Raw genomic sequence first — 13,857 nt, forward strand, 5'->3', positions numbered from 1 at the left:
AAAACCCCTAAAAACCCATTATTGACCAGTATACAAACACTTGCGACTTATGGTTTTATTGACCACAACAATAATCCATAACATAGCAGGTCGTTCTTATGCGTTACATTCAACCAATCCTTTGCCTTTCTCTTGCATCACTTTTACTCAGCGCCTGTGGTGGCAGCAGCAACTCACCCAGCCCTAATAACCCCAGCAGCAGCTCGCTCTCCTCATCCGCACCATCCAGTGCAGCCGTGTCATCAAGTGAGGTGTCATCGACAACATCTGCATCCGCTACACCCTCTTCTGAGGCCCTCTCTTCTGAGGCACCTTCGTCGGCAGCTCAATCGTCAGAAGCCCCCAGTTCTGTAATGTCCAGCAGCACCCCAGCGGAACCCACTCGCCTCACACTGGATATGAGCAGCGGCTGGCGCGGCAATGGCGCAAACAATAGTGGAATTACCTACAACAGTGATGGTGTGGCGTTTGCACCAACTGGCGATGCCATCGGCGCCGTGACCGATGTGTTCAAACCCATTCAACTGGAAAATGCCATCATCGAGATGGTGGTAAATGTAAGCAGCGAATACAAAACCAGTGCCGCCAATCTGCAAATCTTTGCCCAGATCAAAGATGGGGAGTGGGACGGCGAGTGGAATTGTTGGTCTGGTAATGAACAACTGATCGCCAATACCGACGTCACTATTAATTGCACCATCAGCGAAGCCGGCAAATTCAACCAGACCGAAAACGACGTACAAGTCGGCGTACAAGCCAAGGGCACTCCCGCCGGTACCGTGACCATCAAAAGCGTGACTATCACTTTGCCACAGGCGAGCAGCAGCTCATCAGCACAAAGCTCCAGCACCGGTAGCGTTTACTCTGCCAATGTGACCCGATTGCAAGCCTTGGCCGCATTCCCGATTGGCGCGGCGGTCACCAACAACGACAATTCGAACTTTAACATCGTGACCAATACCTCGGAACAAGCCGTGGTGGAAAAACATTTTGGCGAGATGACGGCAGGCAACATCATGAAAATGAGCTACCTGCAGCCCGGCAATGGTAACTTCTCGTTCACCAATGCGGACACCTTTGTGGATTACGCCAAAGACAACAATATCAACGTGCACGGCCACGCGCTGGTTTGGCATTCAGACTATCAAGTGCCTGGCTTCATGAAAAACTGGAGCGGCTCGGCAGCAGATTTTATCGCTGAGGTTGAGGACCATGTGACGCAAGTGGTAACCCACTTCAAAGCCAAGGGAAATGTAGTGAGCTGGGATGTTGTGAACGAAGCGCTGAACGATGGCACCCCATCCAACTTCCGCACTACCGATTCCACTTTCTATGTAAAAAGCGGCAACAGCTCAGTGTATATAGAAAAGGCTTTCCAGGCTGCACGCGCCGCTGATCCCAGTGCGATTCTCTACTACAACGATTACAACATCGATCAAAACAATGCCAAAACAACCAAGCTTATTGAGATGATCACCGATTTCCAAACACGTGAAATTCCAATTGATGGTGTAGGTTTCCAAATGCACGTATTTATGGATTACCCGAGCATTGCCAGCATTAGCGCAGCGATGAAAAAAGTGGTGGATAAAGGCCTGAAAGTAAAAATTACCGAACTGGATGTAGCGGTAAACAATCCCTACAGCGGCGGCTGGCCGGGCAACAAAATTACTAGCTTCACCAACACTGTCGCTCTGGCACAACAAAAACGCTACTGCGAAATCGTGAAGGCTTATATGGACACCGTGCCCGCAGCCCAGCGCGGAGGTATTAGTGTGTGGGGCACCACCGATGCCAACACATGGCTCACAACAGCAACAGCCGCCTACAACGGTGAAGCAATTGCCTGGCCATTATTGTTTGACAATAACTACAACGACAAACCTGCCCTGCGTGGATTTGCCGATGGTTTACAAGGCGCTGCGTGCAACTAAGCAATCAAAAAAGCGCAATAAATAACACCGCAATAAAAAAACGCCAGCAAATTCGCTGGCGTTTTTTATTGGTGCTTATTGCAGAAAGTGTGATGAAACAAACTTATTCCAGTGGTCGCCGCTTACCGGTGACCATGGACAGCGGCAAGTTTTCCTTGAGGCGATAACTTTCTACCAACGCCGCAGTCACATGCAGCAGTACCAATGCCAGCAAGCCATCGGCCATCCATCCGTGCAGGGTTTCCACCCAATCGACACCCCAGAAATAATCAATTTCCTCCATCATGTAACCTGTCACGCCTAACAACAGCATGCAGATCATCATCAGGATCATTACCAGAGCGCCTAGCGGGGAATGCCCCATGCGATGAAAAGGCTTTCCCTGACGCAGGGCGCCAATGTGACTGGCGAGACGTGAAGGCGTTGGAAAAAAATCGGCCCACCGCGCAGCGCCCTTGCCAAGAAAGCCCCACACAAATCGCACCACAAGCCAACCAACCGCTACATAACCCAACCATTGATGCCAGTCGTCACCCGCTTCATTAAAAAAATAATTAGCGATAAAAATAAACGCAATGGACCAATGGAAAAGCCGAACCAGCGGGTCCCAGAGAGTCTTAGCCGGTGCGGACATTAGTCTTCAATTTCCTCTTTTACTGGCGCACCAGTCACCGGGTTAAAATAAATCTCTACTTTTTTCTTGTCGCTGTTCCAGCCATAAATTTCATAGCAGTTACCGTCGGTAACTTTAAATACTTTGATCTCGTAACCCTGCTCTTTTAATTGCTCTTGGAATTTAGCTTGATCGAGCCATTCGGATTTGTCAGCAGTGGTACATTCCGGTCCGGCAAATGCAGTTGCACTACACATTGCCAAAGCAACCAATAAAAGTTTACGCATAGTTATTCTCCTTGATTGATAAACATAATTGAAAAAACAGCATTAAAAAAACAACAGGTTAAGAACCGTAAGGAAAGGTTATTTGCCCGCCCGCTCAACACAGGTTTATTCGATGCCCGATAAATAAGGCAGGTAAGCCGCACTACCCATGCAACCTACATCACAAACGAGGCGAGTGTTACAGGGTTTGCACAGAGCGCGTCAGACAGTACCCAGAGTTAACACTGCCGTCAACCGGTGCGTTGCCTGTGCGTCTTAACAGATCCACACCATTAAACTAGTATACAAGTGCACAATACTTGTGATGTAATTTCAAATCGCCCAAGACCGATTGCACACGCACTACGAGGAATTCCCTATGCCGCCGTATTTACTCTGGTTGAGCCACACTCGACTGACAAGACACCTTTGCCTCCGCTATTTGGTTATGTTGTTACTAGCTCTTACCTGCCACAACAGCTGGGCCTTGGGCGATAAATCCTGGCTGGCGAATAGCGCACGCGGCAATCTGGTCTTGGTGGATCAACAGCGCGCTATTGATATTGTGCTTGATCGCAATGAGCTGCCCGGTGTGCAGCGCGCCGCCACACATTTGCAGCGCGACATTCACGCCGTGGCCGGCAAACAACCTGCGCTGAGCTATCAACTTGCTGGGCAAAAACAGCTGGTGCTGGTAGGCACCTTGGGCAATAGCGAGCTTATCGAACAATTAATTGCCCATAAAAAGTTGGATGTGAGCAACATCCGTAACCAGTGGGACGCCTTTCAGGTAGCCGTAATTGAGAAACCTTTTGCCGATGTGGAGCGCGCACTGGTGATTGTGGGCGCCAATAAGCGCGGCACTATGTACGGTATTTACAGCTTGAGCGAACAGATTGGCGTATCGCCCTGGTATTGGTGGGCCGATGTGCCCGTCAAACAAAAAGCGACTATTTTTATCGACAAAAAAACAACTGTTGTTGAAATTCCCAAAGTGAAATACCGCGGTATTTTTTTAAATGACGAAGCGCCCGCACTCACAAACTGGGTCACTGAAAAATACGGCGATTACAACCATCATTTTTATGCAAATGTCTTTGAATTATTGCTGCGATTAAAAGCCAACTTTTTATGGCCGGCGATGTGGAATAACGCCTTCGCTGACGATGATCCGCAAAATATGATCCTCGCCGATGAATATGGCATTGTCATGAGTACCTCGCACCACGAGCCGATGATGCGCGCCGACAAAGAGTGGAACCGCTACGGCAAAGGTCCCTGGGAATACTCCAAAAATCCGGAAAACTTATATAAGTTTTGGGTGGATGGCGCCACGCGCAATAAGCCTTACGAAAGTGTTTACACCCTGGGTATGCGCGGCCAGCAAGACGAGCCGATGAGTGAAGGTGAAAACATCGGACTGTTGGAAAAAATCGTCAGCGACCAGCGCAAGATCATCAGTGATGTGTTTGGCAAAGATCAGCTCACGCAGGTGCCGCAAGTCTGGGCGCTCTACAAAGAAGTGCAGGGTTTTTACGAGCGCGGTATGCGCGTACCGGACGATGTCATCCTGCTCTGGTGCGATGACAACTGGGGCAATATTCGCAGGCTACCCACACCCGATGAACGCAAGCGCAGTGGCGGTGCTGGCGTTTATTATCACTTTGATTATGTCGGCGGCCCGCGCTCCTATCGCTGGATTAACACTCTTTCCATCGCCAAAATTTGGGAGCAAATGCACCTCGCCTACACCTTTGATGCCAACCAGATCTGGATTGTGAATGTGGGCGATTTAAAGCCCATGGAGTACCCGATTGAATTTTTCCTGAACATGGCCTGGAACCCGGAGGCCTGGCCCAAAGAGCGCATTCCCGAATTTGCCCGCCTGTGGGCTGAGCGCGAATTTGGTGCGCAACACGCCGACGAAATTGCGGCAATTATGACTGGCTATACACGCCACAATTTGCGCCGCAAACCGGAACTGCAAGACGCCACAACTTACAGCCAGTTGCACTATCGCGAAGCGGAACGTATCACCGCAGAAATACAGGATTTTGCAGCGCGCGCTGAAAAAATTTATGCGCAGCTACCTGCGGCACAGCGCGATGCGTTTTACCAACTGGTGCTATTCCCCACCAAGGCCAGCGCCAACATAACCGCGCTCTATAACGCCCAGGCCAAAAACCACCTTTATGCCCTGCAAACCCGCGCCACCACCAACGACTATGCCGACAAGGTGCGCGAACTCTTTGCCAGGGATGCCGCGCTGGAGCAGGAGTATCACCAACTCAAGGGCGGCAAATGGAATCATATGATGTCGCAATCCCATATTGGCTACAGCCATTGGAATCACCCGCCGGAAGATACCCTGCCCATAACCCATCACTACCAACCGCACAACGCTGCGGAGATGGGCATTGCTGTGGAAGGTGTGGGATCGGCTTGGCCAAGCCCCGGCACCTACGCGCTACCGCGTTTTGATCGCCTGGGTACACAAACGCGTACCATTGAAATCTTCAATAAAGGCAAAGAATCCTTCACCGCAATTGCCAAAACCACCGCGCCGTGGATTATACTGAATAAGACTAGTATACAAGTTGATAAAACTGCCAAACTGGAAGTCACTATCGACTGGCGCAAAGCACCTGCCGGTCACGCCACTAGCCGTATAGAAATCAGCGGCACAGGTTGGGGCAGTGCGAGCATCGCGGTAAATACCTTTAATGCGACAATCAACAAGAAAACGCTGAAAGGATTTGCGGAGGCCGATGGTTATATCGCTATTGAAGCCGAAGATTTCAGTCGTCAGGGGGCTCGCGATGACTTGCGCTGGGAAAAAATTCCCGAGCATGGCCGCACACTGTCGTCAATGTCGGTCTACCCGATTGGCGATTGGCAATTTAACGACGCCAGCAGTGCGCCTTACCTTGAATACGATATTTATACCCAAAGCAGCGGCGAATTTACCCTGCATGGCTTTTTTGCACCGAGCTGGCCGCTAATGCCCGAACGCGGTTTGCGCTACGCCGTAGCGATTGACGACGAACCTGCACAAATCGTTAACCTGATAGCAGACATGAGCGATGCCACTTGGGCAGAGACGGTGCGTACCGATGTGCGTATGGGTAAAACCAAACACACGCTCGACCGCACCGGGCAGCACAAACTGCGCATTTACAGCCTTGATCCAGCAGTCACCCTGCAAAAACTGGTGCTGGATACCGGCGGTTTACAACCCAGTTACCTGGGCCCACCGCCGAGCAAACGTTATTAAGCACCGAACCTGAAAGCACCGGCAGCGGTGCCAAACTACACTCTGTTATAGCTATTTTTTTGAGATGCGATTGAATGAAAATTGTTGATGCAAAAGTCATTGTGACCTGCCCCGGCAGAAATTTTGTCACCTTAAAAATAACCACGGATCAAGGTGTGTATGGTATTGGCGATGCAACACTTAATGGTCGCGAAAAATCCGTAGTGTCCTATCTGGAGGATTATTTAATCCCCGCGCTGATTGGTCGCGACCCACAACAGATTGAAGATATCTGGCAGTTTTTTTATCGCGGCGCTTACTGGCGTCGCGGCCCCGTGGGTATGACGGCGCTGGCGGCAATTGATGTGGCACTGTGGGACATTAAAGCCAAGCTCGCCAATATGCCGCTCTACCAATTGCTCGGCGGTAAAAGTCGCGAACGCATCCTGACTTACACTCACGCCAACGGCAAAGACCTGGATTCCACCCTGGATGCCGTACGTAAAGCCCGTGAAAAAGGTTACGAGGCCATTCGCATTCAATGCGGTATTCCCGGTATTGAAAAAACCTACGGCGTGGCCAAGGGCGATAAAAGCTACGAACCCGCCGATGCCGATTTACCTTCGGTAGAAGTGTGGTCCACAGAAAAATATTTGAATTTTATTCCGGAAGTGTTTGCCGCCGTGCGCAAGGAATTCGGCAACGACATTCACCTGCTACACGATGTACACCACCGCCTGACGCCTATTGAGGCTGCGCGCTTGGGTAAAGATCTGGAGCCCTACCGTTTATTCTGGATGGAGGATGCTGTCGCGGCAGAGAATCAGGAATCCTTCAAATTAATTCGCCAGCACACCACCACACCATTGGCGGTTGGTGAAGTCTTCAACTCCATTCATGATTGTCGCGAACTGATTCAAAACCAACTGATCGACTATATTCGCTCGACCATTGTGCACGCCGGCGGTATTACCCATGTGCGCCGCATTGCCGACTTTGCCAGCCTGTTTAATGTGCGCACCGGTTTCCACGGCGCGACCGATTTGTCGCCGGTGTGCATGGGCGCCGCGCTGCACTTCGATTATTGGGTTCCCAACTTCGGCATTCAGGAGCACATGGCGCACAGTGCACAAATGGATGAGGTCTTCCCCCACGCCTATCAATTTGAGCGCGGTTATTTCACACCCGGTGAAACACCCGGCCACGGTGTCGACATTGATGAAAAACTGGCGGCTAAATACCCTTATAAACGCGCTTGTCTGCCCGTAAACCGCTTGGAAGATGGTACGCTCTGGCACTGGTAACCCTAAATCCATAATAACCAGCGCAATGCGCGGAGCAGCGAATGAATAGATCCAAGAACCTTCTTGTCCTGGCGCTTGGCGCCGCACTCTTCGGCAGTGGCTGTGGCGATAAAACCGCCACCGCTCCCAGCACCGCAGAAACCACCAGCAGTGCCGTCGCGAGCAGTGCTCTTATGAGTGCGGCCACCAGAGATGACGATAAATTTATCGGCAAACCGCTAGTGAGCCATATCTACAGCGCCGACCCATCGGCCCATGTTTTTAATGACCGCGTGTACATTTATCCCTCCCATGATATCGACAGTGGCATCACCAGCACGGGCGAAGGCGATAAATTTGATATGAAGGACTATCACGTTTTTTCCATAGACAAAAAGGCCATGGAAAAAAGCAGCTTGGAAAACGGGGCTGAAGTCACCGACCACGGCGCGGCGCTAAAACTGGAGGACATCCCTTGGGCCAGTCGCCAGCTTTGGGCACCGGATGCGGCGGAAAAAGAAGGCAAATTCTTTTTGTTTTTCCCCGCCAAAGATACAGACGGCATTTTCCGTATTGGCGTTGCCACCAGCGATTCCCCGAGCGGGCCATTTGCCGCCGAGCCAGAGCCCATCAAAGGCAGTTTCAGTATTGACCCTGCCGTCTTCAAAGACGACGACGGCAGTCACTATCTGTATTTTGGTGGCATTTGGGGCGGGCAATTACAGCGCTGGAGCAGCGGTAGCTATGTCGACGAGGACAAATACCCCGCCAGCAATGAACCCGCACTCACCCCCAAAGTGGCGCGCTTGAGCAGCGATTTACTGCAATTTGCCGAAGCGCCGCGCGATGTACAAATCCTCGACAACGCCGGTAATCCGCTGCTGGGTAGCGATAGCAATCGCCGCTTTTTTGAAGGCGCCTGGCTGCACAAATTCAACGGAAAATACTATTTCTCCTACTCCACTGGCGACACCCACTACATAGCCTACGCCACGGGCGATAGCCCCTACGGCCCCTTCACCCACCAAGGTATTGTGCTTATGCCAGTGATGGGCTGGACAACTCATCACTCGATTGTGGAAGTGGACGGCAAATGGTTTTTGTTTTATCACGACAGCGAAATATCTGGCGGAAAAACCTATTTGCGCAACATAAAAGCCACCGAATTAATTCACAACGAAGACGGCAGCATTCGCACGGTGGATGCGTATTTGAATTGATTTTTTAAACCGCAAGCACACCCCAACACAAAAATGCGCGCTGCAAAAACAGCGCGCATTTTTTTATGGCCGCAAACATTAGCAGCCTGTACACAGAGCAACCATAAAATATCACATAAATAATATCAAAAATACTTGCATACTAGAGCACTAGAATGTTGACACTAATAAATAGTCTGTGTGACTATTTATTGGAGGCAAGATCAACCACCGTTATTGCTTCACTATTTTTCTAATAATCAATCAACCGCAAAGGTGTCTTTCCAAGTGTGCTGCACAGGCACCGGCGGTAAACATCAACAAGGAGGCGCTGCCATACGTGGCGGCTTTAGACAATAATGAGAACAAATCCCTTTTACACTACTAGCCAAACCACCACAGGCCGTACCAGAGTCTTTCGGCGTTCACTGTTGGCGGCTGCCATTATGGTTTGCTCGCCAGCACTGTTAGCGCAGACGACTCAAGTACCAAAAACCGCTAAAACGCAAAGCAGCGATACAGCACCTATCGAGGAAACGCTTGTTACCGGCCAGCGCCAATCGCTCGAAAGTGCGATGGAGCTAAAACGCGCCTCGGATACAGTCGCTGACTCCCTTGTTCTGGATGAAGCAGGCAAAGTGCCCAGTACATCCCTGCTTGAAATTCTGGAGCGCGCACCTGGCGTTACCATGAACCGCGTCCGCGCGGGCAGTGAAGGCTCGCCAGACGGCTTTGCATTTGAAGGTTCAGGCGTTCAAATACGCGGCCTGAATAAGACCAAGACATTGATCAATGGGCGGGAAGTATTTTCTGCCAATGGCGGCTCCGGCCTCAGTTGGGCGGATGTGGGTCCTGAGCTGCTGAAAGCGGTCACCGTCTATAAGGCGAGCCGTGCAGATCTGATTGAAGGCGGCGTTTCCGGCACCGTCGATCTACAGACCCGCATGCCGTTTGACTTCAGTGGTTTTAAAGCCAATGCGGCGATTTCCGGTAGCTATGGCGACTACTCCGAGGAAATCACCCCGGCAGGCTCCGCCATGGTGTCGAATCGTTTCGATACGGATTTTGGTGAATTCGGTGTGCTGCTGGATATGGCTTACTCCAAGATCGAATCCCATGACAGCAATATCATCGTTCCGCCCTATTACGCGACCCAATACGAAGGCGAGCGGGTCTATGTGCCAGGCGGCATACGCTACAGCCAGGATCAATTCGAGCGCGTTCGCAATGGCTATTACGGCGCACTCCAGTGGGCGCCGAACGACAATCTTGAGTTATTCCATACCACGTTTATTTCAGAACGCGACAGCAACCGCGACAGCCAAATCCTGTCGGTGGAACCAGGCACACCCGTTGGTGTATTTGATGGTGCGGTGTTTAACGACGGCGTATTCGTCAAGGGCGCCATCTCCAGCCCCAATCTAACATCGGGCCTTAGCGTATCACCCAACTCCAGCTTCACCCCCTCTTTCAGCCGCACTGCCGACCACAGCACCGGCTTCAAATATAAGGGCGAGAGCTGGGACATGAGCGGTAGCTATCAATACGTCAAAGCCGAATCGAGTTCCGGCAAGTACAGCCTTGGTAGCACCGTGATTCCGACAATCGGGCAAATCAATATGGATATGTCGGGCAAGCGGCCAATCGTGAGCTTTGAAACCCCGCTTTCAACCGATCCAGCACAAGCCGGGCTTTCCCGCATCAACTGGTTGGACACTGAGAATGAAGGCGAAGCCCATGCCATTCAACTGGATGCCAATATTGAAATCGGCGATGGTTTCTTCAAAAAACTGGCCGTGGGTGGGCGTGCCGCGAACCGTGAAGAGTCTGATAGTTTCGTGGGAACCTGGTGGTCGGCAACTGGCCGTGGCTGGAATGGTGTGACGCGCCCCTTTGTCAGCACCGCCCCCGAAGGCGATTTTGAACTGGAAGAATTCTCGGATTTCTTTAAAGGGGATATTCCATCGCTCGGTGGGGTGTGGGTGGGAACGCGTCAGGTTAACGCCTACGACCAGTTCGACCGTGTATACGATACCTACCTGGCCTGCGGCCCTACACTTCAACATCAGTGCAGCAATCCGGATGCGACCACCTACCTCTACAGCACAGACGACACACTGCGCAACCGCAACTTTGACCAACGCCCATCCTTTTATGAGACGGAACATGACACCCAGTCAGTCTATGCAATGGTGGGGTTTGCCAATGATAGCGACGCCTGGTTCCTGAATTTCAGTGGTAATGTTGGTGTACGCTGGGTGAATTACGACATTACCAGTCAGGGCAATTTCAACTTCAGTGGTGGCTCGCGCTACTACGCCAGCCTGGCAGATGCCCAGGCGTCAGTCGCAGCCATGGGTGGTCTGGAAAATGTAGCTGCCTGGCAAGAGGCCAACGAAGGCGTGCAGCCGCCATTGACGCGCGAGAGTGTGGGTTACGAAAAAGACCGCATGGGCAGCTTCTCCAAGGATTATTTCCTGCCGTCATTTAATATCAAGTTTGAACCGGCTGAAGGCTGGGTTATGCGCTACGCCCTGACCCAAACCCTGACTCCGCCGCGCTACCCGGATATCCGCGCGCAGGGTATTGCCGGTGTTCAGACAACAGAAAACCCTATCAACGACGAGTTGGCTGCGCTCAATCCGGGTGATGATGTATCCATCCCAGCGATCTTCTCCGGCTATATCAACACCACCGGCAACCCGTTCCTTGAGCCGGAAATCGCGTTGAACCACGATCTCTCGTTCGAGTGGTACCCGAAAAAAGGCACCTCGATGAACCTGGCGTTGTTCCATAAAACCATCGACAACTACATCACCTTCAACAACTTCTCAGCACCGGCGAGTGGCTTCTTCTCCGAAGGGGATTACCCGCAATCAGCACTGGCGGATGGCAGTGGAAGCAGCTTTTTGGACGGTTCAGTCACCAGCCGGACCAACTTCAATGCCGAGGGTGACACCATCATCCGCGGCTTTGAATTGGGCGGCCGCACCTATTTTGATGCACTACCCGGCTGGATGAGTGGCTTTGGTATCGAAATGAATGTCACCTACATCGACAACAAAGCGCCGGATGCCTTTGCCCAGGATATCAATGGCGATGAACTCAAAGTGCCGGTGATCGGACTGTCGGAGTGGGCCTACTCGACAACCCTGTTGTACGATTGGGATAGATTCAGTGCGCGTTTGGCCTGGAACTGGCGTGATCGTTATTTGACGACCACCAACGACTCGGGCACGACCAACGTCTATAACGATCCGTTTGACGGGCAACAAATCCAGTTCGGTATGCCGGTATACGCGGCGGCCTCCGGTCGGTTGGATGGCAGCATCTCCTACCGTTTGACCGATAACGTCAACATCAAACTGGATGTGCAAAACATCACCGACGAAGACCAGCGCACCGAGATGGAAATCCTGCAGGGGCGTTTTGTTGATCGCGCGGTGTTTGTGACTGACCGTCGCATTGGCTTGCACCTGGGCGTTAATTTTTAACTGAGCACTAGCTTTTAACTGAGCACGGCAGGACGCTCTTGAGCAAACTTGAGCACATAATAAGAGGCACATCAATGAGCAAGAGCGTTCTGATTGTTGGCGGAGGAACCGCCGGTTGGATCTGCGCCGCCTATATGGCGCGGATGCTGGCGGCGGACACTCCCGGCGGCGTAACGATTACGCTGGTCGAGTCTGACGAAATCGGTATCCTCGGCGTTGGCGAGGGTACCTTCCCGATTATCCGCAAGACCATGAGTCGCATCGGCCTCGATGAAAGCGAGCTGATTCGGGAGGCCGATGCCACCTTTAAACAAGGCATCAGGTTTAATAACTGGAAGAAAAATCCAGCCGATGATCCCCATGACACCTATTTCCATCCCTTCCAGGTCGCATCACAACATACCGACATGGACCTTCTACCCTATTGGCTGCTCGGTGTGGCCGGAGACGTACCCTGGGCCGAGGCCTGTACGGTACAGGAGCGGGTGGTGGACGCCAAACTGGCGCCCAAGCTGATTACCCACCCTAATTACAATGCGCCGTTGAACTACGCCTATCACTTTGATGCGGGAAAACTGGCGCAAGTCGTATGCCGTCAGGCCATGGCGATGGGCGTGAAGCGGCTAATCGATACCATCGACGATGTGAAGGTTGATGAAAATGGCATCGCCTCAGTGCAGGGGCGTAACCACGGTGAACTCAAGGCCGATCTGTACATCGATTGCACCGGGTTCCGCGCGCGGCTGATCGGCGAAGCGCTGGGCTCGGAATTTACCTCCTATAAAGATCAATTATTCTGTAACCGCGCTGTGGCTATGCAGGTGCCCTATGATCGGCCCGATGCGCCAATTCCCTCCTGCACCTATACCTCCGCGCAAGACGCGGGCTGGATTTGGGATATCGGTCTGCATAATCGTCGCGGCGTCGGCTATGTCTATGCGTCCGATTACTGCAGTGACGATGAAGCACTGGCCACCTTGAAACGCTATATAGGCCCTGCTGCCGATAATCTTCAGCACCGGAAACTGGCCTTTGAAGCCGGGTTTCGCAAAACCCAATGGCACAAGAACTGTATCGGTGTTGGGCTATCGGTGGGTTTTATCGAGCCACTGGAAGCCACCGGCATCAGCTTTGCCGAGGTTGCCGCGCTTATGCTGTGCAATCTGTTTCCCTGGTCGGGCGATTACGAGCGTTCGGCCCAGCAGTTCAATCAGGCCATGACCAAACGCTTTGAACACGTGATCGACTTTATCAAGCTGCATTACTATTTGAGCGAGCGTACAGACACCGCGTTTTGGCGCGACAATCGCGCGCCCGCGTCGGCCTCCGATTATCTGAAAGGCAAACTGGAGCAATGGCGCCACCGGCCGCCATCCTTTCTCGATATTGATGCCAGCCATGACATTTTTGATGAAAACAGTTGGCAGTACATCCTTTACGGTATGGGTTTCAAGACCGACATCAGCGCCCGTGCTGGCGCGCTGCGGTTTTATGACGACGCCAAGCGGGAGTTCGACAGCATTCGCCAGCAGAGCAACAAGGCGATGGCCGCGGTACCAAGCCACCGCGACCTGATCAATGAAGTGGTGGCAAGAGGGTTCCGTAACGCATCCGGCGGGCAGCGATGAAGCCGGTGAACAATGTCGTCATTGTGGGCGGAGGCACCTCCGGCTGGATGCAGCATTTAAAAATTGCCATCGCCAAAACAGCTGCCGCCCTGCCGCGCCATGAGGATTACCTCAAACGTCATTGCGCCGCACACAACAGGGAAGGCGCAATCTAACACTGCCGGACACTATGTCGCCTCTCGCTCTT

At 52.2% G+C, this 13,857-nt stretch carries 9 protein-coding genes; 7 read left to right on the plus strand and 2 right to left on the minus strand.

The annotated features are described in order from the left end of the window. Positions 1 to 98 precede the first annotated feature (98 nt). Complete coding sequence (locus tag B0D95_RS11345; RefSeq protein WP_078043987.1) at positions 99 to 1,934, plus strand: endo-1,4-beta-xylanase; 1,836 nt, start codon at positions 99 to 101, stop codon at positions 1,932 to 1,934. A 103-nt stretch (positions 1,935 to 2,037) separates the two neighbouring features. Here B0D95_RS11345 and B0D95_RS11350 read toward each other — a convergent pair whose 3' ends face one another. Continuing rightward, entirely contained in the window at positions 2,038 to 2,568 is a 531-nt protein-coding gene (locus B0D95_RS11350; protein WP_078043988.1) for a cytochrome b/b6 domain-containing protein, read from the minus strand. Then, positions 2,568 to 2,834: a PepSY domain-containing protein gene (locus tag B0D95_RS11355; RefSeq protein WP_078043989.1), complete on the minus strand. Its 267-nt coding sequence runs from the start codon at positions 2,832 to 2,834 to the stop codon at positions 2,568 to 2,570. Before B0D95_RS11355 ends, B0D95_RS11350 begins: the two co-directional genes overlap by 1 nt. Before the next feature lie 427 nt (positions 2,835 to 3,261). On the opposite strand from B0D95_RS11355, the gene B0D95_RS11360 reads away from it, so the two are divergent. From B0D95_RS11360 to B0D95_RS20420, 6 genes are all read left to right on the plus strand, one after another. Next, positions 3,262 to 6,087, plus strand: a complete 2,826-nt coding sequence (locus B0D95_RS11360) for a glycosyl hydrolase 115 family protein (RefSeq protein WP_246841588.1) — start codon at positions 3,262 to 3,264, stop codon at positions 6,085 to 6,087. Between the two features lie 74 nt (positions 6,088 to 6,161). Beyond that, positions 6,162 to 7,370, plus strand: a complete 1,209-nt coding sequence (manD, locus tag B0D95_RS11365; protein ID WP_078043991.1) for a D-mannonate dehydratase ManD — start codon at positions 6,162 to 6,164, stop codon at positions 7,368 to 7,370. Between the two features lie 41 nt (positions 7,371 to 7,411). After that, entirely contained in the window at positions 7,412 to 8,569 is a 1,158-nt protein-coding gene (locus tag B0D95_RS11370) for a glycoside hydrolase family 43 protein (RefSeq protein ID WP_078043992.1), read from the plus strand. 338 nt (positions 8,570 to 8,907) lie between these two features. Beyond that, a complete protein-coding gene (locus B0D95_RS11375) occupies positions 8,908 to 12,042 on the plus strand; it encodes a TonB-dependent receptor (RefSeq protein ID WP_078043993.1) in 3,135 nt (1,044 codons plus the stop codon). Positions 12,043 to 12,116: 74 nt separating this feature from the next. Further along, positions 12,117 to 13,670 carry a tryptophan halogenase family protein gene (locus tag B0D95_RS11380; protein WP_078043994.1) on the plus strand — a complete coding sequence of 518 codons (1,554 nt, stop codon included), beginning with the start codon at positions 12,117 to 12,119 and terminating at the stop codon, positions 13,668 to 13,670. Further along, complete coding sequence (locus B0D95_RS20420) at positions 13,667 to 13,825, plus strand: tryptophan 7-halogenase (protein WP_149867901.1); 159 nt, start codon at positions 13,667 to 13,669, stop codon at positions 13,823 to 13,825. The genes B0D95_RS11380 and B0D95_RS20420 overlap by 4 nt, the downstream gene beginning before the upstream one ends. The last annotated feature ends 32 nt before the right edge of the window (positions 13,826 to 13,857 follow it).

The sequence above is a fragment of the Cellvibrio sp. PSBB023 genome, from assembly GCF_002007605.1.
Classification (GTDB): Bacteria; Pseudomonadota; Gammaproteobacteria; order Pseudomonadales; family Cellvibrionaceae; genus Cellvibrio.